Genomic DNA, 24128 nt, shown 5'->3' with positions numbered 1-24128 from the left:
TTCACTCCTTTACATTACTTTACCTTGATAAATTACCCTTGATGGCAATCCGTTCAAACATAACCAAAAGACGAAGGATGAGCGTGATTCAGTAAAAAGTCTTCCGGATTTTCTCCTATTAAAAATAAACGGTGCAGAGGTCTGGTCATGGCAACATATAGAAGCTTCACATCGAGCGTTGTTTCTTGATAAGAATGACCTTCACTATAAAGAAAGACGACATCAAACTCTAATCCTTTCGCTAAATAAACCGGTAATACCATTCGATCAGTCATTTGACTCTGTGTCTCGTCAAACATCGTAAATTCCGCGCCAATATCATCCAACTGCTCAGCGGCGAGTGCGGCTTCTTTTTGCGTTTTCGTCACTACGGCAAAACTCTTCATCCCACTCGCTTTAAGATCACTCAACTTTTCTTTAAAAATCTCCAGCCACCCTTGATTGCGATTGATAAACTGTGGTTTTTCTCCATGCCGGACCACGGGTTCTGCTTTTGGAAGGTTTTCAGGCATCAGCTCCAGTAATTCGTTAGCCAGATTCATAATCTCAATCGTGGTCCGATACGTTTTCTGCAATTTAAGATAATTAACGTTTTGAAACACACTGCCTATCAAGCTTTCCCACTCTTTTAAACCTCTGTAGCGGTAAATGCCTTGAGCCAAATCGCCTACGATGGTAAACAAGTCTGTTTGAAACGCGTGCCTCAAACTGTACAATTCAAAAAAACTATAATCCTGCGCTTCATCAATGACTACCTTCTTCACTTGATCCTCTTTTGCTATACCGGTAATCCAAGATTTCAGATAAAGGAGGGCCGCTAAATCTTCCGACTGAAGCTTCTGTTTACGCAAATAGTTCCGTGTCCACGCCCTCATTTGTTTCAGCTCTTCTGTATCCTGGTCAATGAACGAACGAAAAATCCGTTCCTCATATAAATGAATATAGACATCGAGCAGCTTCCATTTAGGATAGTTTTTCATAAAGGTCTGAAGAACCGTTTTAGCTTCCTTTTTAATTTCGTCCAGCGCCTCTTCTTTCCTTGTGATTAAGAAACTAACGCGCTTTTTCCTTTTTTCAGGATCTTTCATTCCAAAAAGCGCCCTGTCCAATTGATCATCATATTTCTTGGCCAGAGTGGAGAGAATCTGCTTCTTTTTCCTGTTCAATTCACTGCGAAGAACGGCTTTAATCTTTTGGACTCTTACTTCATAAGGAAAATAATGATAGTGTTTATAAAATAATTGATTAATGGCTTTCGCACTCTTTAATTTGAACCCGGCCAACCGGAAGTCTTCACGGACTGCATAACTTGATTCAATGTACTTACTATACTGTTCCATTACTTCCTTAAAAGAATCGGAACCTTTATAGCCCGCTGACCAAAGCTCGGTCGAATGTCCGGCATTTCCGGCTTCCACCGTATTCATTAAGTTCGTATGCTGAGTGGTGACCGGCCAACTTATGTCCGTCACCGCTCGAACAAAGTCAATAAAGGTGGTTTGTCGGGCTTTGTGAACCCCAAGCTCGGGCAGTACTTCCGATATGTACTGAATAAAAAGCTGGTTAGGTGCTAAAATCAGCATTTCTTCCGGTTTGAAGATATCTCTCATCGAGTAGAGAAAGTATGAAATCCGGTGCAGGGCAATCGTCGTCTTACCGCTTCCTGCTGCCCCCTGGACAATAATCGGCTTACGCAAGTCCGCCCGAATGACCTCATTTTGCTCTTCCTGAATCGTTGCTACGATTTCAGTCAGCCGGTTTTCTGCATTTTGAGAAAGAGAATCCTGGAGAAGGTCATCTTTCGTCGTGATGTCAATATCGCGGAAATTCTCCAGTTCTCCTTCCTCGATCTGGTACTGCCGCTTGAGGGAAACACGACCTTCGTAGCGTTCTCCCTCGGCTTCATAACTGACTTCCCCAATCCGTCCTTCATAGTAAACATTCGCAAGAGGAGACCGCCAGTCCAGAATAATCGGAAGCTGTGTTTCACGATCAAACAAGGACATCTTCCCGATATAAAACACTTCTCTCTCGGGTTTTTCTTTACGGTGAAAATCAATGCGGGCAAAGTAAGGTTTCTTACGCAGGCGATGAAGACTTTCCAACTGATCGGCAGACATTTTCATAAAATTTGCGTGAGACAGCATCTCCTGATAGCGCAGACTGCTGTCCTTAAAGTCCAGCCTAGCTAACGTATCCTCCTGACGTCTTTTTAACGCCTCCTGGTCCGTTTCCTGAGCGGCGATCAGTTGATCCATATATGCTTTTGTAAAAGATAAACGTTCTAATTCCTGAGGATAATCGGGGTGTTGAGCGGCCATTTGTCATTCTCCTTCCCTTATATAGGACTGGCTTAGAGAAGTCTCAATCGTCATGATTTTATTTATTTAGGTTCTGCTAAACCTCCGTATTAATTCTTATAAATAAGCTCCAGTTTGTGTAAGACTCAGTTTCGAGATATTGGTGGAGCTGAAGGTCCTCCGGGGGACGATTTCGCTTTCCGGCTCTGCACGACGCAGGAAAGCGAGTTGTTTCCGTAGCCGCCCTCATCTATTTTGGGCAATGGACCCAATTTATCTCGAAACGGAGTCTTACACAATCCGGCCCTTTAGCGTAATAAGCTTTAAAAGGAAAACTAAAAACGTTTAGCAGATCGTTTATTTAAGAGGATTATTACATTACCATATAATATATGGAAGCGCAATCACGAATCAACAAAAAAGCTGCCCCACTAATGTCGGGCAGCTCTATCTAGTTTATTACTGACGTTTTTTATTTTCTACATACTTTGGCAGACGACTCTCAAACACTGCGAAGGAAAATACGCGCAGGAAGATAGGATATAAAGCGACGAGTCCTAAAATATCTCCGATAAATCCAAGAATATTGGTAGTAAACATAAGGACAGACAAGATAATCATTAAAACCGTAGTAACCATTCCAGTCAGCCCGTTAACCGGAGTCCATGCACCGGCAATCGTCTTCGTATCCTGCTCTAGTAATTCAAAGCAGCGATAATGATAAGGGCGTACCCTGAACCAGTTCGAAGCCGTGATAAGTTCATCTCGATCCCTGATCTCTTTGTAACAGTAACGACAGATGTTCGTGTTCATTGATCTACTCCTGAAAAAGGTATTTTTTCATTAACACACATTCATTTCCCTTTTCATTATAACGTAATTTATCCATAACTCTAAGCATTAATGTAATCCCACGCCCATTTTCATCCAAATCTTCCACTTCCGGAAACCAGTGCTTAACATCGCTCGAAACCTGGTAAGGTCTCCAATCAAAACCATCCCCGAGATCCTGGACTCTGACAAGCATCGTCCTATTCAAAAATAATATCTTAAGTTTGATAGGTTTTTCACTACTCTCCTCATGCCCATGCTTCCAGGCATTGGTGACAGCTTCTGAAATCGAAGCATCCACTAATAGTTGATCCTTGCCAAAGACAGACGTTAAGTGTGGATAAACTTCTTTTCTTATTTCACACAAATCTTTGGGGTGGTTGATGTTGACTTCATAAGATGTTTTCATCCTCCAACCTCTCCTCTGCAAAGTTGATCCCCGCTTAGCTTTTTCATAAACCTTGCTTTCTCTATAACGGATATGCGCCTTGCTGAATGGAAAAAACTTAGTGTCTTATGAACCGTATTCCCCAAAAACATAAAATTAAAAAGGTCTTAAGCCTATAAAATAAAATAAAAATGACAAGGCAGCCGATATACTGCCTTGTCACAACTAACTTTTTTCAAAATTTTGGATGATTTCAATAACTTTTTCTTTAGTCTGGCCGCTTTGATAATGCTCCATTTTATCGATTAAAGCCTGTTTGTTTTCCATTAAACGGTGGATTTCCTCTAAGAAACGATCATCTGTCAGTTCTTCTTCTTCAAGTTTGTGGGCAAAACCTTGTTTCACAAATGAGTCAGCATTTAAAATTTGATCGCCGCGGCTCACTTTTTTCGATAAAGGAATTAGAAGCATCGGTTTATGAAGTGCCAAGAATTCGAATATGGCATTCGATCCCGCTCGAGAGACGATGTAATCAGAAGCCGCAAACAGGTCCTTCAGTTCTTCATTTACATACTCAAACTGAGCATAACCAGCCCGGTTAATCGAAGCATCCTTATGATCTTTTCCACAAATATGAATGATCTGCACATTTTTTAATAAAGCATCTAAATTATTACGAATCGCATCATTGAGCCGTTTCGAGCCGGTACTTCCCCCCATAACCATCATCACTGGTTTCTGTTTATGGAAATTACAGTAAGACAACCCTTTTGAGCGCTTGCCTTGAAACAATTCTTCCCTTACGACTGCACCAATAAATTCTGCTTTTTCTTTCGGAAGATAGTTCATCGTTTCCGGAAAAGTGGCGAGCACTTTTTTAGCAAAAGGAAAAGACAATTTATTCGCAAGTCCCGGTGTATAATCTGATTCATGAATAATGGTAGGAACCCTCTTCAGTTTTGCAGCAGCAACGACGGGTACGGAAACAAAACCACCTTTAGAAAAGATCACTCCAGGCTTCCGCTTGCCGATAATTGAGAAAGCCTGGAGCAGCCCTTTCATTACCTTAAACGGATCTTTAATATTTTCTTTAGATACATAACGTCTAAGTTTCCCAGTGGAGATGCCGTGATACGTGACTCCATCAATTGATTCGATCAACTGTCGTTCAATTCCTTCATAAGAACCAATATAATCGACTGTATATCCTCGCTTCTGAAACTCAGGAATCAATGCCAGGTTTACGATTACGTGCCCAGCGGTGCCTCCACCTGTAAATAAAATTCGTTTTTCACTCATACTCTTCCAACGTCCTTTCTATCCTGTTCATGCTAGGTATGCCTTCCTTATCTATGCTATAATCCTCGTATTCCTTTTAACTATATCATCTCTGGTCATGCCCTTTTTATGGGGTTTTATGATGCAGAGCAGGGAAATGTTTTGCCTAAACAGTGCAAAAAACATCATTACTTACTCAGCCATTCCTCTAAAGGAATTGTAACAGAAAAGGACGGTCACGATGTATCAAACCTATACCCTTAAAGAAAAAATAAAATTATTCTCCACAATACTGTTCCCTATTCTAATCACCCAAATTGGCATGTATGCGATGAATTTCTTTGATACGGTGATGGCCGGTCAGGCAGGCCCGGATGAATTAGCAGGGGTAGCGATTGGATCCAGCATATGGATGCCCGTCTTTACAGGACTAAACGGCATACTCATGGCTATTTCCCCAATTGTAGCTCAATTAAAAGGAGCCCGCAGAGAAAAGGAAATCCCTTTTTCCGTTAAACAAGGGGTTTATCTCGCGGTACTCTTAGCTGTTCTCATTGGTTCCATTGGGTTCTTTCTATTGGATCCCATTCTCTCACTCATGAACATTGAACCTTCTGTCCGATACGTAGCCAAATATTATTTAATCACATTAGGAATCGGAATCATTCCATTATTCATTTTCAATATCCTGCGCTCTTTTGTGGATGCTCTGGGGCTGACTCGGATTTCAATGGGCATTATCCTGCTTACACTCCCAACAAATATTTTATTTAATTACGTATTTATTTTCGGAAAATGGGGTGCGCCTGAGCTTGGAGGCGTCGGGGCAGGAGTTGCCTCTGCTCTTACCTACCTTGTATCTTTTATTTTAATTGTCCTTACCATCCACAAGCTCCATCCATTAAGGCATTATCGTATCTTCAGAGGATGGATAGTTCCTTCATTGAAAGAATGGTGGGCTCAGCTGAAGATTGGCGTCCCGATCGGGTTTGCGATCTTTTTTGAAACCAGTATATTTGCTGCTGTTACCTTTTTCATGACCGCTTATGATACCAATACCATCGCCGCTCACCAGGCAGCGATTAATTTCGCTTCCTTTTTATACATGATGCCTTTAAGTATTGCGTTTACTCTTACAATTGCGGTCGGTTTTGAAGCAGGAGCAGGGCGGTTTACAGATGCAAGAAGCTATTCCTATCTAGGTATAGGCACAGCTGTTGCCATGTCCGTGGTGGCTGGACTTGTCCTATACCTCATGGACGATTCAGTAGCCAGACTTTACAGTTCTAATGAAACGGTGATCGAATTGACGAAAAACTTTATTTTCTTTGCGATCTTCTTTCAACTGTCCGATGCTTTTGGAGCCCCTATCCAGGGAGTTCTCCGCGGTTATAAAGATGTAAACATAACCCTGGTCATGGCGTTCATATCCTATTGGGTAATCGGGCTTCCAAGCGGGTATCTATTAGCAAATTATACCAGTCTCGGCCCGTACGGATATTGGATGAGTTTGATTATCGGCCTGACAGTCGGAGCCATTGCTCTCTTGTTCCGCATGCTGTCCCTGCAGCGTAAGAACATCGTCAAGAAACAGCCAGCATAAAAAGAGTCCCTCCACTATTTGGAAGGACCCTTTTCCTTTTAACTTGGCTTTGATAAATTTCCATATTCAATTCAAGTAAAGCTCCTGTTTGTTGAAGACTTGATTTCGAGATGAATGGGTCCGTTACGATAGATGGATAAGGGTTGGTGGGGAAATAACTCGCTTTCCTGTGGGGGAACTGGTGAGCCTCCTCAGTCGTTTCACTCCCTGTGGGGTCTCCCCTAGATCCTTCTCCCACGGGAGTCTCATCATTTCCCCACCAAACCCACTATAATTCTGCGAACGGACCCTGCCAGAAGAGAATAGTTCTCCTCCTTAATCTGTATTAAATGCTTTTATGACAGGCTATTGTGCATCGTTTCACCCTGGAAATAGGTACAGAACCACCTGGTCTAATTCCATACCAGTTAAAGTGGTTTCGAGCTTCTGATTTGGCAAAGGCCGGAGGGGGATGATGAAGACTCCTGCGGGATAAACATGATCGGTGAGACCCCGGAGAGCTTTAGCTCGAGGAGGCTCAGCACATGCCCGCGGAAAGCGAATTATCCCCCGAAGGACCTTTCTTCTCATAAAAAATCTCGAAACTGAGTCTTCAACAATCCGGCCCTATTGTTTAATAATGGGCTTTGAAATCACGGACAAGGTTTTACAGAGCCCTTACTTTTGAGCTAAGTTCATTACGACTAATCGTTCTTCTGTCATTTCATCGATGCTGTATTTCGGACCTTCTTTGCCCCATCCGCTTGATTTCACGCCGCCATAAGGCATGAGGTCAACACGATATTGAGAAGAATCATTAATCATAAGTCCGCCAACCTCAACGTTTTTAGCGGCATAGAAAGCTGTATCAAGGTTTTGAGTGAATATACCGCCCTGCAGTCCATACTGAGACTGATTCACTTCGTTAATGCATTCTTCCATATTGGAAAAAGGAATCATGGATACGACAGGTGCAAATATCTCCTCACACACAACTTTCATATCGTTTGTCACATTGGTCATGACCGTTGGTTTTAGTAAAGCCCCTTCTCTTTCACCGCCATAAAAGACATCAGCGCCTGCATCTTTTGCTTCTTCGATCCAGCTTTCCGCCCTTTTGGCTTCTTCCTCACTAATCATTGGTCCAACGTCTGTTTCCGGATCGTTCGGATCCCCTACATTAAGATCTTTAATCGCATCTACTAATTTATTTTGGAACTCTTCTTTTACTTCTTCATGGACGTAGATACGCTGTACAGAAATACAAACCTGTCCAGCAAAAGCAAAACTCTTGGCAGCAATATTAGCAGCTGCTGCATCCACATCCGCTTCTTTATCTACGATAACAGGCGAGTTGTTTCCAAGTTCTAAAATCAATTTATTTAAACCAGTATTCTGCTTCAACTTGAGGCCAACTTTGGCACTTCCGGTAAAGGTGTACATATTGATTCTTGAATCTTCCATCATTTGATTTCCTACAGTAGAGCCGGATCCGACCACTACATTCAAGAAACCTTTTGGAAGTCCAGCCTCTTCAAATAACTCTGCCAGTTTTAGAGCAGAAATCGGAGTCTTACTCGTTGGTTTTAAGACGACCGCATTTCCGGCGGCAATAGCTGGTGCTATTTTGTGAGCCACCAGATTAATTGGAAAGTTGAACGGGCTAATCGCTCCAACCACACCGACAGGCACTTTAATGGTAAATGCCATTCGATTCTCTGAACCCGGCGCTGCTTCCACTGGAACGCCTTCCCCGTGTACACGTTTTGCTTCTTCTGCCGATAGCTCGACCGTTTGAGAAGCTCGGTCAATTTCGGTGCGTGTCTGTTTCAACGGCTTTCCGGCTTCCATAGTCATATTCTGAGCTAGTTCTTCTTTATTTTCGAGGAGCAGTTCACTAACCCGCTTTAAGATTTCGTAACGTTTATAGGGGCTCATCTGGTTATTTTTAAACGCCTTCTGCGCTGCCTCAACCGCCTGGTTCACTTCTTTTTCAGAAGCTTTTGCAACTTCTGCATACGTTTCCTGAGTATATTTATTAAGTACTTCTAATTTATCATCCGTATCGATCCATTCTCCATTAATATAAAGTTTATAGCTTTTTACCATTAATGATCTCTCCTTCATATGGAATCTATTACTATATTTCCTTTATATGTGAACTATAAACGTAGCCCTGCATCGTGCAGGGCTACGAAAATCAAACCACCAACATTCTATTTTTCCACACGTAATAAATGAAGCTTTCTTCCTATTTCACACATAAAAAAAAGCCTGAGCGGAAAATCCGCCCAGACTTTTCAACTTATAAGAAGATACCGGCAATTGTTGCAGAAAGCATGGAACCAAGGGTAGCACCGATTAGGAGTTTCAGACCGAAACCGGATACTCGGCCACCTTTTTCAGCGTCAATTCCCTGAACAGTACCTGCGATGATTCCAATACTTGAGAAGTTAGCGAAACTGGTCAGGAATACAGTTACGATTCCGACTGTTTTTTCGGATACATTTTCAAGCATTCCCTGGAATTCAAGCATCGCTACGAATTCATTCGTTACAATCTTCGTACCCATAATGGCACCAGCATCGACAACTTCTGCCGCTGGAATACCCATAAGCAAGCCGATTGGAGCAATAATATAACCAAGCAGCTGCTGAAGTGTAAAGCCACCAAAGATAGCACCAAAGACGGCATTAGCAAGCTCAAGAGAAGCAATAAACGCAATAAGCATGGAAGCAACAATTAGAGCAATTTTACCGCCATCAAGCGCTCCATTCCCCATCGCTTCGAAAAAACTTTTCGCATTGGAAACGTCCTGGATATCTACTTCATCATCTTCTTTAGGAACATTAACCGGTGCAATAATGGAAGACACAATTAGTGCACTAAACATGTTTAACGGAAGAGCGACCAGGATATACTCATCTGGAAGTATTCCCAGATAGGCTCCCACAATTGAAGCAGAAACGGATCCCATAGCTGATGCACTGACAATGTAAAGACGGTTGTCATTTAAATTATGGAACTGTGATTTAATCGCAATAAGTGCTTCTGATTGTCCAAAGAAAATACTATTTACAGCGTTGAAGGATTCTACTTTTGGAAGACCTGTAATCTTTGATAAGCCCCAGCCCAAATATTTAATGATGAAAGGCAGAATCTTCAAATACGTTAATACTGAAAGAATGGTTGCGAAGAATATAATAAGCAACAGTACATTAAAGAAGAACACCCCGTTCTCTCCTACTTCTACACCACCAAGAACGAAGTTAACCCCTTCTGTTCCGTACTCAATTAAACGGTTGAACACCCATGATATCCCTTTAATAATTTGCTGCCCCACCGTAGTATTGAACATAAATGCTGTAAGAACTAGCTGAACGGCCAGCATGATTCCTACACCCTTATAATTGATGTTCTTACGGTCATTGGACATAAGAAACGCAATGCCTAAGATAACGGCAACAGCTGCAATCCCTAATAATACCCCTATAACATTATTCACTGTTGGTTCCTCCCCTAATATAATGAAAATAATAACGAAAATGAAAATGCTTTCATAAACATATTCTATCTTGGATTTTAACAGGTTGTCAGACGTCATGCAAGCTGTCATCCATATACGAAATTTTCACTTAATTCGCCTTCATTTTCTTCACAAACCCTAGTGTACGTGACAAATCATGCTTTAAAAAGAGAAAACCTCCGGTGCTTTTTTCCACCAGAGGCTAAAACTGTTTTTTTCTACTGAGTAATAAACATTTGGGTCCAGTAATGCCCATAGCTTCCGCCGTTAGCATACCCCACACCGATCTGCTTCAAGTTCGGATCGAGAATATTTTTTCTGTGCCCAGGGCTGTTCATCCAGCCATTTACCACTTGTTCTGGCGTACTCTGACCGGCAGCAATGTTTTCCGCTGCTTTACGATACGAGACATTAAACTCTCTCATCATATCAAAGGGAGAGCCGTATGTCGGGGAGTTATGTGAAAAATATCCCTTATTCGCCATATCTCTGGACTTATAACGAGCCACACGGGAAAGCTGCCAATTTTCTTTTAAAGCAGGCAACCCTTGTTGAGCGCGCTCTTGATTCGTTAAATCAATGACCTGCTGCTCCGTTGACTTCACTTGTCTTTTTAGCGGAATCGTTACTCGGTCTCCAGGGTAGATTAAATCTGGATTATTAAACTGTGAGTTGGCGTTTATAATCTCTGAGAGACCAATTTGATAACGCTTGGATATTTTCCATAATGTATCGCCACTCTTAACCACGTAAGTGTCTGTGGCAGCCTGAGTAGGCTGAGGACTTTGCATAAACATAACAGCTGATAATAAAAGGACACCTATCCATAACCATGTTTTCATGTACATTCGCTCCTTTTTGTTCTAATCAGGAGTAGTTTGGCTCAAACCTCTAAAAATATGTACAGGATGAGGAAACACCTGCTAACGGCATAGTCAGCAGGTGCTTGAAAGCTAATTTAGTGGAGGTAATATTTCAGAAAGCAAACTTCCACTTAGTTAATCCCCATAAGTTCAAAGATTCGTTTTAGCTCAAGTTAACTAATTACGCCATATTGAACAATATCCACTTCCACTTTTGGAGTGATCGTAATATTAGGAAACTCTTCTTCCCATTTAACTTTTCCCCAATAATCGGGGTGGTATGAATGCACATGTCGTCCGATTTGGAAAACATCACTGTTAGCCTCTTGCACAGTGGCTATTATTCCCTCAGCCTGTTCGGTCAGCAGATCTGACAATTTCTTATTTAGCTCTTTAATTGTTTTCTTAGAGGTTAAGTGGTCTCTTGGATATTCAACAACTCTTACCTTAAGTTTCATAGTAATATCAGCCGTAACTTGATCGTTTTCTACCTTTACTTTCATATCCTGCTTGTTCCTCATCACCCGGAAGGTAAGGTAGTTTCTTATCGCATTTTCCTCTTCGTCGGTTACCTTTAAGGTAAAGCTAGCGATCTTACCTCTTATTCCCTCCAATAACATAAGCAGAGTTGTTTGATGATTTGGGATAAATTTACCAGTATAAGCATCCTTATGAAACAAAGCCAGACCTTGAAAGTTCAATAGATTCTGTTCTGTGTCTACACTTAACAGAGGCACCGCGAAATCGATTCCCGGCTCGAGCAGTTCCCCATGCAGAACTTCGATATTCTCTCCAGTAGAGTGAGTTGCCGCGACCTGTCCTTCCAGGAGACCACTAATATACTTACTTACACTGGATTCATTGATAGGAGTCATCCGAATCGCGTCCTCTGCTTTTCCTTCCACCACGGCGATATAGGCATTTAAATTGTTGTTAGGATTACGATAAAACTGGTCAAAAATCGGCTGAATCGAATTTTCAGCTAATTCTTCTCCCATTAATATTACTTTGGCTTTGGAAGGATCAAATGTGTTAGCTATCATCTGGTCCGTATGGTCCCTAGCCTCCCTGGGAGTTTTACCTTCCGTTGTAAGAATTTGAATCGTTTCGCTGGTTGGACCTTCTGTACTTCTTTTTACGGTTGGAATGGAAACGGTCTCTGTAAGAGTTCCGTCTTCATTTTGATCGTACCCAATCGAGAGTACCAGTTTTACATCTTTAAATTGTCGCGTATCCCAACAGCCGGTTAATAACACAAGACATGTTAAGATGCATATCGATTTCCTCTTCATGGTGATCCTCCTTTCTGTAAACTCCCCCTGATTAGGCTGATAAAATAGATAAGAAAAAGGAAAGCTACCGAAAAGATATAGCCAAGCCACACGACAAAGTTATTAAATTGATCTACCGTTTCCATGTTGTATCCAATAAACATAGGCGGAACCAATATGAGGAGTGAAGCAATCATGTAAGAGGGGGTGGTTTTTTTAGTCCCGAAAACATCCATGAGCCCCACGCCAGTCATGTACACATAGGTGGTCAAGGTAGTAGCTACATTCACGATCCAAATAGATAAGAAGAAAAGATCTAGTCTTGCGACAACCGAAAATTAAAACGACTTCAGCATATAAAGCAGAGGCTCCTGTATAAAACTCATTTCGACCGGACTAAAGAATGTAAAACTTACAAGGACTGTGAATAGATAAAACAAAACGACGAACCAGTGGGCATAAAAAATGGTTCTCAGTCGTTGAGCCGGGCTGCCTTCTACCTTCGAGTAAATAACCAGGCTGATAATAAACCCAAAAAATGATAGAACCGCTTCATTTGCTCCTTTAATCACAGGCATCCAGCCAGAATTCAGGACCGGAAATAGAAACAAAAACTGCGAGTCTTTTAAGGAATAAAGTACAAGACCTATAAGAAAAAATAGGAAAATGGAGACGAACGTATAAAACCTCGCCAACGTGTTGAGGCCCCCAGATGCTAAATATAAACACACTAGGATCATCAAGAGTGCCAGGATCCAGAACGGAGTCTGTGGAAGAACCCAGAGACTAATGAGGCGCACAAACAGCAAAAGAATAACCATGGCAACCATGGAAAAGTACGCAACATACAACAAAGAAATCCCTTTTCCAATCCATTTGGAAAACACGGCCTCATTAATCTGAAAGAAGTCTTTATCCGGGTACCGCCTGGCAATCAGCCAAATAACCAACAGCACGATTTGCAGCAGCACCCCCCCGATTAAGAGCGAAATCCAGCCATCCTGCTTAGCCTTGGAATGGAGATCATAGGGCAGGGACAGAATCCCGACGCCAATTTCTGTTTGAACGATTATAAAGAAATATTGGCGGCGGGACAATTTAGTTTTCAGTGTTGTCTTGCTCATGCTGCACCCACTCTCTTGACTCCCCCATAGCTTTTTCTTGTAACGGATGGGCATCTTTTGGCCGCTTCTTCATCATAAACAAAGGAAGCCTGACAAAGGTGTCTTTCAAGTCGCTAATATTCAGCGGCGCTACTGGTGCAAAGTAAGGAACTCCAAAAGATTCCAGTCTGGTTAAATGGATCGTTAAAAATAGGAAGCCAAACACAATTCCTACGAAACCAAACGTACCGGCCAGGAAAATCAATGGAAAGGTCATCAACCTCAGGGTGGTACTTAATTCGTTCGAAGGAACTACATATGAGGCAATCGCTGTCAGAGCCACTACGATAACCATCAAATTGGATACAAGTCCTGCCCGTACAACAGCGTCCCCGATTACAAGACCTCCCACAATCCCTATCGTCTGTCCAACAGGCGACGGAAGCCGGATCCCTGATTCTCGTATTAATTCAATAATGACGACCATAATTAAGGCCTCCAGTAACGGAGGATAAGCAATTTCATTGATGGAGCTTTTTACAGGGAGCAGCAGTTCATCTGGGAGCACTTCATAGTGAAAGCTGATAATAGCAATATAAAAAGCTGGCATTCCAATCGCTATGATAAAACTCGCAAGCCGGACAAGTCGGACAAAAGTACCCGTGTACCATCTGGCATTATAGTCATCTGAAGCCTGATAAAACATAAAAAATGTCGAAGGTGCAATTAATGCCGTCGGGCTGCCTTCAGCCATCAGAGCAATGCGGCCTTCCATAATATTAGCTACAACCCGATCAGGACGTTCTGTATTCAGCATCTGTGGAAAAGGAGAATACGGATTATCCTCAATGAATTCCTCTAGATACCCAGGACTCTGAATCATGTCCACACTGATCGATTTAATACGTTTCTCCATCTTTTGAATAATCTCCGGATCCGCAATCCCATCCATATAAACGATGGCAATATTGGTATTCGTTTTCTTTCCAACCTTGAAATATTTGACCACCAGATCACGGTGTTCAACCTTCTTCCGAACAAGGTTCAAATTAATCATTAGATTTTCAATAAATCCATCATGCGAACCACGCACGATTTTTTCATTTTGAGGTTCTTCCACGTTTCGGTTAAACACCGAAGTCACATTAAAACGTGTGATGGTGGAACAACCATTTTCCATATAAATTGCGTGGCCGCGCAGCAGCGTAGGAATCATCTCTTCCAGATTTTCAGAGCTTCTGGCGTTCGGGATTTCTGATATATGTTCGACATGCCCCATTTCAAGAGGGGTAAAAATATTCTGCTGGATTTTCTCCTGATCCACAAGTGGCTCAAAGTACATAAGAACCGCCTGTCCATTATTCATGGCTCTTATTTTCAAATCATCGGTTCTCTTAAATTCATTTAATAGATACTCTACGTTTTCCGACAATTTTTTAGAGCTCGGTTGTTTTGGTTGTTGGTCTTGACCTTTATTGCTCGAATCCTCAATTTTATCTCTATTTCCTAGTAATTTTCTTAGAAATCCCATTTAGCATCACCTGCAATTAGGCTTCCACATAAAGGCAGTCCTTATACAAATTTTCCATTACACAAAAAAACCAGATGAACGCATAACCGTCCACCTGGTTGGTGATTTTCATAAAATGCTTATTAAAGTATAGGGCCGGATTGTGGAAGACTCAGTTTCGAGATATTGTCTGGAGAAAGGGGCTCCAGGGAACGAGATCCACACTGGTTTTCACGTGTGTTTACGTGTAGGAACCCTGTTATAGAAACATTTGAGGCAGATGCAGCATGACTCCTTACTCCTATAGCAGGGTCCGCTCATCAGCTATCGTTTGGGGCGGCGAAGGAAACGACGAGACTCCCACGGGAGAAGGAGCTAGGCGAGACCCCACAAGGAGTGAAAACGACTGAGGAGGCTTGCCAGTTCCCCCGTAGGAAAGTGTTCAAATGTGGAATCACCCCGAAAGACACGACCAGCATAAGCCGACCATCAAAAAGATTGTGGTTTTTCAATCCGTTGATGAGCGGCTTATGTCTCGAGTGTCTGGGTGATGGAACAAGACGAGTTGTTTCCGTAGCCGCCCTCACCGTTTTTTCGGCAACGGACCCGAGTTATCTCGAAACTGAGTATTACAGAAAAGGGAGCTATACTGGAACATCAACCTGGAGAGTTAATAGCAGATTTCTTTAATGCCCTGGGAAAAAGGTCATTTGCAGGATAAAGATGACTGCAAACACATAGAGAATCCAGTGTACTTGTTTTCCTTTCCCCATAACCAGTTTCAAAACAGGATACGTAATGAATCCAAGCGCAATCCCAGTAGCTATACTGGACGTCAGCGGCATAGTCAGAATAATAATAAAAGCAGGGAAGGCATCATCAAAGGATGTCCAGTTTACTTTAGCCAGACCTTCCATCATAAAACACCCGACGATAATCAGTACCGGTGCTGTAATTGCAGGAAGTCCTGAAACAGCTCCAACAAGCGGGGCAAAGAACATGGAAAGCAGGAATAAACCAGCGACAACTACTGTTGTCAGGCCAGTCCTTCCGCCCGCAGCCACTCCGGAGGAAGATTCAATGTAAGCAGATGATGGACTGGTTCCGAACATGGCGCCCACTGTAGTTGCGGAAGCATCAGCCATCAACGCTGCTCTTGCCCGGGGCAGACTGCCATCTTTACGTATGAACCCGGCCTGCTCAGCGACCCCAACCATGGTACCTGTCGTATCAAAAATCGTAACGAGCAAGAACGCAAAAATAACCGTATATAAACTATTGGTGAATACTCCGGCAATATCCATATCCCAGAATACAGGAGTTGGCGGTACAGACATGACTCCACCGATCTCAAGTTGACCTGTAAAGTATCCAACCACTGCGGTAATCACCATTCCTACAAATAATCCACCTGTAACGTTACGGGCAATAAGGATCAAGGTGATGAACAAACCACCAATGGTCAACAATGTACCCGGGGCAGTCAGATCTCCAAGCGTCACGAGCGTTTCTTCACTTGCTACGATGATCCCTGACATGCGAAGCCCTAAAAAGGCAATAAATAAACCAATTCCTGATGTAATTCCATATTTTAAGGAAGCAGGTATAGCGGTAATTAAGGTTTCACGAAGTTTTGTCAGACTAAGAATGACAAAGAGAATACCTGCTAAAAACACAGTCCCAAGGATGACGGAGTAACTAACATCCTGTTGAATGACCTCCGTTACGAAATAAGCGTTCATCCCCATGCCAGGAGCGATGGCAATCGGATAGTTGGCCGCAAAGGCCATGATTAATGTTCCGACAATAGCAGCTATTATCGTCGCCATGAATACTTGTTCGAATGGCACACCAGCCGCTTCCAATATTCCCGGATTCACCACTACGATATAGACCATCGTGAGAAACGTGGTAACCCCAGCTAATAATTCAGTTTTTACATTCGTATGGTTTTCTTCTAATTTAAATAATTTCTTCATTTTTTAAATCCCCTGTCTCGCATGTAAAATCACAACGTTTCTAATCATAAGATGAAAACGAACAAAAATCAATGGTTTTAACTTTAATGTTCGTGTTTTAATAGGAAATGCATATAAAAAAGGTCTGAACCTAGAGGTCAGACCTTTTTTCAACTGTGTCATTCGGACGATACCAGTCCATCATCTGCCGGGTGTCTTGCTGATCTAAATAAAGACAGCGTGCAACGGCCCCACCGACACCCGATTTCAAAGTTACACGTATACTTTCCAGATCCACCCGCTTCTGAAGGATGGTCTGAGTAACGGCAGACGACTGGATCCGTTTCCTTTTCATAACAAACGTCTGCTTATTAATGAAGCGGCTCTTCAGCGTCAATTGCTGATCAGACAAGTTCCACCCCGCATCTTTATAGGCTAGGAAACCTATACCTGTAAACGCAAGCGCAGCGATGATCGCGAGCAGGCCATATGGGAATAGGTAAATACTTAGCGGAATGACAGCCACCCAGGCGAACCACGAATGACGAAGCATATAGCGGCGTTTAGATCTGGTCGGCGGCCGATTCCACTCTACGTCCAGCTCATAATCACTAATCATCTGATGCAATACTTTTTCGATCTCTTTCTTTTTAATCAATGGAAGAAGTCGAAGCTGATGCTCGGCACCTTGCTGCATGGCTCCACCTGCACTAACCAGCGTGACCGAGGCATAGCCAAGCGGCTGCCGGATTAAATTCTCATCAATTCTAAGACCTTGAATCCGGTTTAAAGGAATAGTCATTTGTTTTTTCTCAAGCCATCCCCGTGTAATCACCAGGTCATCCGCATCAAGAAAAACGCTGAAGTTTGCATAGCGGAATATGGTGAGCAGGATCGATATGCCATAGGCAATCAACAAAATAACAAATGCAGCGAATGCGACTACCAGAACTCCGATGCGAAGCCAGGCAAGGAACTCATCATAAATCGTGCCCAGCGGCAGAACTTCTGTAATCTGGGAGGCAAACACTCCCACTCCTGATAACACGACTCCGGCTCCTCCTGAAGTAATAGCCATTACAACAATGTCTCTCATTTTCATCTCATATACCTTTTCCCTGGAAGAAACCACACGGTCTTCTTCCATGCCTTCTTCCTCAATGGTACGCTTGTTTTTTTCTCTTGAAATAATAGTTTCTAATTCATCAGCATCTTCTCGCTTGATCGCCGTAAGTTCTGCCTCTGCTTTCTGAAGATCACTTGAGCCGGCTGTTTCAATGGATACCTTCACCAGGTTAAAAGGACGGTGAAAGATCCCTTCAGAGAAATCCAGGCTTTGGATACGATGAAAAGGAATATAACGCTTTTTCCTTAGAATTAAACCATGCTCAATCCTCAGTTCTCCCTGCTCTACTCTATAAGTGAAACGGAGCCAACGGATTATCCCTCCGCCTAACACTAATAGCAGAAAACCGACCGTTATTAAAAGAGGGATCCACTCTACTTCCCCACTGAATATATTACCGTTCAGGAAGATGAGCGCGATAATAGGAAGAGCAGAATCTTTTAATCCTTTTACAAAATTAATAACCGCAGATACTGGGTGAAGTCGCTTGGGTTCATACATCATCCTCAGCCACCCTTGCTAAAGAAGATATCGAACGTCTAAGTTCCTCTGCCTCCTGTTCATCAAGAGCAGGAATTTTATGTACCGTTGCCGCTGTCGAAATGCTGATCGTTGACAGACGATATTTTCTAAGTAACGGCCCCTGTTCCGTATCCACATGCTGAACACGGACCATCGGCACGAGTGTTCTCTGAATGATAAAAATTCCGTGCTGAAGCTCAATATCCTGTTCTGTCACTTCATACCGCCAACGTTTCCACCTCAGGTCAGGTATTAACCATACCGAGAGAATCAACTCCATTAATATAATCCCAGCTGCAATCGCAAGCAGCCATTCAGGCCACCCCCAGAAATAGACGGCGCCTCCGACTGCTATACTGACAAGAAGTGTCACGCCTGCCTGGATAGCTCCGTAGACCCGCCATAAGGACAGCGCTCGTTCAGAAATCCGCTGTGCCGGTTCTCTCCACATAAACCATACCTCCTCCATCATCTACCTTAGATACGAAAGAGTTAATCTAAAAGTTTCGTATCCTTAAAAAAAGCCAGACACGACAAGCATGTCATATCTGGCTTCTGAGAAGTCTATTCACCTTTTGATAATTCTCTCGACTTCTTCGTACAAGCTTCCATTGCCTGAATAATTGAACTGCGCATGCCGGAATGCTCGAGTTCTGTCACTCCTGCAATCGTTACGCCCCCAGGGGTGCACACCGCATCTTTCAACTCACCTGGATGTCTGCCAGTTTCTTTAACCATCTTCGCCGCCCCCTGGACAGCCTGAGAGGCAATTTTATAGGCTTTATCTCTAGGAAAGCCCTGCTGAACAGCTGTGTCAGCCATCGCTTCAATAAACATGTAAACAAAGGCTGGAGAAGAACCGCTAATCGCAGGAACCGCATCCATTAGTTTTTCTTCAATAATTTCTGCTTCCCCGAAACTTTCAAAGACTTCCATTACATCCGCTAATTCTTCTTCTGTAACGAAATCATTGGGACATAACACGCTCATTCCTGCTCCGACAAGAGAAGGCGTATTAGGCATCGAACGAATAACCTTAACATTGCGGCCGAATGCTTCTTTGATTGCATCCAGTGTAATTCCCGCTGCAATCGTAACAATAACGGTGTCCGGAGGAACTTCATCCTTTATTTCCTGAATAACTCCATGATAAATGTAAGGTTTAATAGCTAGAAATAATAAATCGCTTTCACGTGCAAGCTGCTTGTTGTCATTTGATATGTGAATTCCATATTCATCTGAGACAAAGTCGATGGTTTCATCCGAGAGAGCGGTTGCTGCTATGCTTTCCGCTTTCAACAGTTTCGCATCAATCATTCCCTGGATCATAGCTTGTCCCATCTGTCCGCAGCCAATAAATCCTATTTTTTTATCCACCGGGCATTCCTCCTTATTCTCTCCATTGTATAGGATTATTTCTTACATAACAATTGTCGATCTGATTCGATTTAATTTATGTAAATAACTAGTAAATATTTCATGTTTTATGGGGAAAAGGTTTACAAATGCGTACAAGTTACCTATAATTAGAATTGTATTCTTCATATCATAGCGAACGACCAAAAATATCATAGCTGCTACGAGAAAAGCCGAGCTGCCTTAAGCTCGGCTTTTTTCGTGGTTCACAGCGCCCTCTCCAGGCTTAACTGCCTGCAATAATTTCTTCACTTCCTTCTTACTGCTTCGTGACACCATGATATACAAAGTATCTCCTGCTTTTATTTCAGTTTGCCCGTATGGGGTGATCACATCACCTTCCCTTATGATTGCATTAATTAAAGCGCGATCCGGCAGTTCGATATGCTCAAGCGTCTGCCCTACTACCTGATTATTTTCCATTACATCAAATTCCATTAATTCCACGTTTGCTTTTCCGATTGAAATCAATTCCAGGGAATGAATTGGATTGGTAAGCTTGTCTGAAACCAGCTTAAAGCGCTCGGCTACCCATGTAATCGATGAGCCCTGAAAGAGAGTGGAAGTCAGTACAGTAAAAAAGACAACATTAAAAATCAACTGACTATTCTCTACGCCAGCAAGCATCGGAAAAATCGCCAGTACAATGGGAACAGCTCCTCTCAGTCCTGCCCACGATAGAAACAATTTCTCCTTTATACTAAAGGAGAAGAAGGCTAGACTGATAAATGTGGCCAGCGGACGGGCAATTAAAATCAGAGCCAGAGCAATAAGCAGCCCATCGATCATAACCGAAAGCGTAAAGACTTCGGTCGGGAACACAAACAGCCCGAGTATAATAAACATCACAATTTGGGCCATCCACCCAAACCCTTCGTGGAAACGCAGGATCGAGTAACGATACGCTAACTCTGCATTTCCTATAAATACGGCTGCTACATACACTGCTAACAACCCGCTCGCCTGCGCGAGCGAACTCGCACTGTAAGCTAAAAAAGCAAATCCAAGTGCAAATAAAGGATAGAGTCCACTGGAATCAAGATTAATTCGGTTTAAGCTGAAGCTTCCGGCGTAACCAACGAGAGCACCAATGATAAGTCCTGCTCCCATCTGCCAGAAGAAGGATCCAATCAATGGAAGAATCTCCGTTTCTCCCGTGGTTAAAATCTGAATGAACGTAATGGTTAAAAACACAGCCATTGGGTCATTCGTACCCGATTCGGCTTCGAGTGTAGCCTCCAGTCTGTCTCTTACATTTTTCCCTTTTAACACCGCAAATACTGCCGCCGCATCCGTGGATCCAATGATCGCACCGAGCAGCATGGCTTCTACCCAGTCTAAGCCTAATATGTACCTTGCCGCTACACCAACCAGTCCTGTGGTAAGCAGTACCCCAATAGTTGCAAGAGTAACCGACGGGCCAATCACTGGCTGTATATTATTCCATTTTGTCTGCATACCACCTTCAAATAAAATGATAATTAAGGCAAATACACCGACAAGCTGTGCCACTTCAGCACTATCGAAATAAATTAACCCGAGCCCATCGCTCCCCACCAGCATTCCTACGGCAATAAATAAGACAAGAGAAGGGACGCCGAGTCTTGTTGAGAACTTCGTTACGAGAATACTTGTAATTAATAGTAAAGCTACTAGCATAATAAACTTGTCCGACTGAAGCAGTTCCTGTATCATTGTTAATCTCCTTTATTCCATTACATCTATCGTTCATTATAGCAATACAACGCCTCCGTCCCCTACTAATTCACCTTATCGAAACAAACAGCCTCTGCAACGCAGAAGCTGTTGTTCATTTTATCTCATACAAATCCTCAGATACCGATTGAAGCAATGGACTCATCACTCCGGTATAAAATAAATCCAATTCGTGCATCGCTCTTGTTGCTGCTGTATATAATAGTTTCCGTTCTTCCTCTTTATTATAAGTCGCATTGGACACTTCTGGTAACATCACAGCATCAAATTCAATTCCTTTGGCTAAATATCCAGGAAGAATAAGAATACCTTTTTCAAAGGATTGTGATTCTTTATAAATCAACCGGGCCGCGAAACTCTCGCCTATGCGCGCATGTAATTCTTTCGCCTCCTGCTTCGTTCGGGTCAGAAGAGCAATGGTTTCGTGACCTTCTTTCTGCCTGCTTAGTATGGTTTCCCGTATAGACTTGATAAGTTCATCCTCGTTGTCTTCCTTATGGACACGCGGCTTCTGCCCCTCGCGATTAAATGCTTCAATCTTTTCCCCATCAGGTAGCAGATGCTTCGTGAATTCAACAATCGGTTTAGTGGAACGGTAACTTCGCATTAAATACAAATGTTCCACCTTCCTATCTTCTTCTAATTCTTCTCCTTCTTCCAATAAACTCGGAGCTTTAGTATAAAGATTATGAATCGCCTGGTTATAATCGCCTAGCAGGTTGAAGCGTGCATTCGGAAATAATTGCTTGATGAACTCAATTTGAAACGGTGAATAATCCTGCGCCTCATCAATAAAGAGATGTCGGATAACTGTATTTACACTTCTGCCCTCAATTTGATCCTGTAAGTACAGATAAGGGGTAACATCCTCAGCATATAAGTGTTTTTTGTTCAGCGCTTTTTTTGTTTCGAGGCAAATATCTTTCCACTCTTCTTCACTCAACTCTGCAGGACAAGATAGCATATCAAACATCTGTTCATACAGCCTTCTCAGCTTAATAAACTTTAACTTCTCTATCTTTCTTTTTAGTGGCCGCATTTTTCTCTCCACGATTCTCTTTACAAGCAGCTTCTGCTCTCTAGCAAAATCATCGAAAGTATCTTCGTTAAATCCTTGATGCTCCTCAAGTTCATTAAACGCCTCAACATATTCATGCTTGGCTAAAAAAGCTGCTTCTTCCACCGGCCAATCTTTATCCTGTTCTTTTAATTGGAAAGCATCCAATTGATCAAGCAGCCACACTTTGACGCTTTCTATCCGGTTTGGAATACGGCCTGTGAGTTTATAAAAGTAATGGTGAATCTCTTCAGCCCTTACAATTGTTTGTCCTCGAAAGGTAATGTTCCTAAACTTCATCCCTTTCTCAGTTAATCCTTTTACGTAATCATCCAGCAAATTCTTATAATCCAATGCTGATTTGAAACGAATCGCTGCCACTCTTCTCTGAAGCCTCTGGCTGTCTCGATCAGACAACAAGTATTCCAGCTGCTCAAATGGACTTTCCAGCTCAAAATCTCGATCCAGACGTCCAGCTGCATACTCCTGGAATGTTACTTGCCGCATGTTATCCTCCCCAAGCTCAGGAAGAACTGAAGCCACGTAACTGATAAACATGTGGTTGGGTGAGAATAATAAAATTTGATCTGCACTTATAGACGTACGGTATCGATAGAGCAGATAAGCAATGCGCTGCATGGCCGCTGAGGTCTTTCCGCTTCCTGCTGCTCCCTGAACAATCAGCATTTTATTCTTATCATATCGTATAATTTGATTTTGTTCTTTTTGAATCGTAGCTACTATACTTTTCATATGGGAGGTGGCATTTCCGCCAAGTACGTGCTGGAGCAGTTCGTCTCCAATAGTGAGTCCTGTATCGAACATACCTTGAAGTGAGCCACGGCGGATAATGAATTGTCTCTTCAGCTTCATCTCCCCTGTCACTTCACCCACAGGGGTTTCATATTGAACCGGGCCGGGAGCATAGTCGTAGTACATGCTCGATACAGGTGCCCGCCAATCATAAATCAGGAAGTCTTCTTTATTCTTATCCATCAATGAACCAATGCCGATATATATAGACTCTATCTCCCCGTCTTCTTCCTGGAAATCGATTCTTCCGAAATAGGGAGAATCCTCCTGACGCGCGTAAAGCTTCACCAGTTTATGAAACTGTCCGTAGCTTCTCTCCCGCTCTGACAATAGTTCAGCTTGCTGTTTAATACTTGCGTACGTTTCAATGGCTTCGTCGGGTTCATCCATATTGACGGTAACATCGTCCCAAAACCCTTGACGCAGTTCCAGTATATCTCCCATCAATTCTTTGTTATTTTCGATTAATTCATTTTTTTTCTCTGATAAGATTCGTTTAATATTCTCTATTCTTTTCTCTTCTTTCTGCCATTCATCGTGATTCTCATCCATCCTATCCACTCCTCTCACGTGCACAAAACAAACTATTATCAGAGCAGCCCAAGAACCCCTGCTCTATTTTCTTGTTCATAATTTCAGAATAGCTCCCGTTTGTTGAAGACTCAGTTTCGAGATAAATTGGGTCCATTACTATATTTGGAAGAGGGCTGGTGGGGAAATAACTCGCTTTCCTATGGGGGAACGGTGAGCTTCCTCGCTCGTTTCACTCCCTGCGGGATCTCACCTAGTTCCTTCTCCCATGGGAGTCTCATCATTTCCCCACCAACCCAACTATAATACTGCGAACGGACCTTCTAGAACAGAAAGG

General features: G+C 42.6%; 16 protein-coding genes and 1 pseudogene. 1 reads left to right on the top strand and 16 read right to left on the bottom strand.

Annotation, left to right across the window (positions count from 1 at the left end):
* Nucleotides 1-53: 53 nt before the first annotated feature.
* From helD (HBHAL_RS05625) to HBHAL_RS05610, 4 genes are all read right to left on the bottom strand, one after another.
* On the bottom strand, nucleotides 54-2321 hold the full coding sequence (gene helD / locus HBHAL_RS05625) for an RNA polymerase recycling motor HelD (protein WP_014642377.1): 2268 nt from the start codon (nucleotides 2319-2321) through the stop codon (nucleotides 54-56).
* Between the two features lie 438 nt (nucleotides 2322-2759).
* Nucleotides 2760-3113: a hypothetical protein gene (locus tag HBHAL_RS05620; protein WP_014642376.1), complete on the bottom strand. Its 354-nt coding sequence runs from the start codon at nucleotides 3111-3113 to the stop codon at nucleotides 2760-2762.
* A gap of 4 nt (nucleotides 3114-3117) precedes the next feature.
* Nucleotides 3118-3540 carry an ATP-binding protein gene (locus HBHAL_RS05615; protein ID WP_014642375.1) on the bottom strand — a complete coding sequence of 141 codons (423 nt, stop codon included), beginning with the start codon at nucleotides 3538-3540 and terminating at the stop codon, nucleotides 3118-3120.
* A gap of 204 nt (nucleotides 3541-3744) precedes the next feature.
* Nucleotides 3745-4818: an undecaprenyldiphospho-muramoylpentapeptide beta-N-acetylglucosaminyltransferase gene (locus tag HBHAL_RS05610; protein WP_014642374.1), complete on the bottom strand. Its 1074-nt coding sequence runs from the start codon at nucleotides 4816-4818 to the stop codon at nucleotides 3745-3747.
* A gap of 220 nt (nucleotides 4819-5038) precedes the next feature.
* Here HBHAL_RS05610 and HBHAL_RS05605 point away from each other — a divergent pair, with 220 nt between their 5' ends.
* On the top strand, nucleotides 5039-6400 hold the full coding sequence (locus tag HBHAL_RS05605) for an MATE family efflux transporter (protein WP_014642373.1): 1362 nt from the start codon (nucleotides 5039-5041) through the stop codon (nucleotides 6398-6400).
* 657 nt (nucleotides 6401-7057) lie between these two features.
* Here the strand turns inward: HBHAL_RS05605 and HBHAL_RS05595 are convergent.
* The 12 genes and pseudogenes from HBHAL_RS05595 to helD (HBHAL_RS05535) all read right to left on the bottom strand — a co-directional run bounded on the left by HBHAL_RS05595 (nucleotide 7058) and on the right by helD (HBHAL_RS05535) (nucleotide 23812).
* On the bottom strand, nucleotides 7058-8488 hold the full coding sequence (locus HBHAL_RS05595) for an aldehyde dehydrogenase family protein (RefSeq protein WP_014642371.1): 1431 nt from the start codon (nucleotides 8486-8488) through the stop codon (nucleotides 7058-7060).
* A gap of 196 nt (nucleotides 8489-8684) precedes the next feature.
* Nucleotides 8685-9872, bottom strand: coding sequence for a NupC/NupG family nucleoside CNT transporter (locus tag HBHAL_RS05590; RefSeq protein WP_041601570.1), 1188 nt, complete (start codon nucleotides 9870-9872; stop codon nucleotides 8685-8687).
* A gap of 251 nt (nucleotides 9873-10123) precedes the next feature.
* A complete protein-coding gene (gene safA / locus HBHAL_RS05585; RefSeq protein ID WP_014642369.1) occupies nucleotides 10124-10747 on the bottom strand; it encodes a SafA/ExsA family spore coat assembly protein in 624 nt (207 codons plus the stop codon).
* Between the two features lie 194 nt (nucleotides 10748-10941).
* Entirely contained in the window at nucleotides 10942-12060 is a 1119-nt protein-coding gene (locus HBHAL_RS05580) for a Ger(x)C family spore germination protein (RefSeq protein ID WP_014642368.1), read from the bottom strand.
* Nucleotides 12057-13163, bottom strand: a pseudogene (locus HBHAL_RS05570) (GerAB/ArcD/ProY family transporter). Before HBHAL_RS05570 ends, HBHAL_RS05580 begins: the two are co-directional and overlap by 4 nt.
* A complete protein-coding gene (locus HBHAL_RS05565) occupies nucleotides 13138-14673 on the bottom strand; it encodes a spore germination protein (RefSeq protein ID WP_014642366.1) in 1536 nt (511 codons plus the stop codon). The pseudogene HBHAL_RS05570 and the gene HBHAL_RS05565 overlap by 26 nt, the downstream one beginning before the upstream one ends.
* A gap of 665 nt (nucleotides 14674-15338) precedes the next feature.
* Complete coding sequence (locus tag HBHAL_RS05560) at nucleotides 15339-16631, bottom strand: NCS2 family permease (RefSeq protein ID WP_014642365.1); 1293 nt, start codon at nucleotides 16629-16631, stop codon at nucleotides 15339-15341.
* Nucleotides 16632-16761: 130 nt separating this feature from the next.
* Nucleotides 16762-18237 (bottom strand): PH domain-containing protein, encoded by a 1476-nt coding sequence (locus HBHAL_RS05555; RefSeq protein WP_041601569.1) that lies wholly within the window; start codon nucleotides 18235-18237, stop codon nucleotides 16762-16764.
* Nucleotides 18230-18709 (bottom strand): PH domain-containing protein, encoded by a 480-nt coding sequence (locus HBHAL_RS05550; RefSeq protein WP_014642363.1) that lies wholly within the window; start codon nucleotides 18707-18709, stop codon nucleotides 18230-18232. Before HBHAL_RS05550 ends, HBHAL_RS05555 begins: the two co-directional genes overlap by 8 nt.
* Before the next feature lie 113 nt (nucleotides 18710-18822).
* Nucleotides 18823-19635: a pyrroline-5-carboxylate reductase gene (gene proC, locus HBHAL_RS05545; protein WP_014642362.1), complete on the bottom strand. Its 813-nt coding sequence runs from the start codon at nucleotides 19633-19635 to the stop codon at nucleotides 18823-18825.
* 222 nt (nucleotides 19636-19857) lie between these two features.
* Nucleotides 19858-21369, bottom strand: coding sequence for a potassium/proton antiporter (locus tag HBHAL_RS05540; protein ID WP_014642361.1), 1512 nt, complete (start codon nucleotides 21367-21369; stop codon nucleotides 19858-19860).
* Between the two features lie 115 nt (nucleotides 21370-21484).
* Nucleotides 21485-23812 (bottom strand): RNA polymerase recycling motor HelD, encoded by a 2328-nt coding sequence (gene helD / locus HBHAL_RS05535; RefSeq protein WP_014642360.1) that lies wholly within the window; start codon nucleotides 23810-23812, stop codon nucleotides 21485-21487.
* Nucleotides 23813-24128: the final 316 nt, after the last annotated feature.

It is taken from the genome of Halobacillus halophilus DSM 2266 (assembly GCF_000284515.1).
GTDB lineage: Bacteria > Bacillota > Bacilli > Bacillales > Halobacillaceae > Halobacillus > Halobacillus halophilus.
The sequence above is the reverse complement of the archived record's forward strand: the minus strand, read 5'-3'. Positions and strand labels throughout refer to the sequence as shown.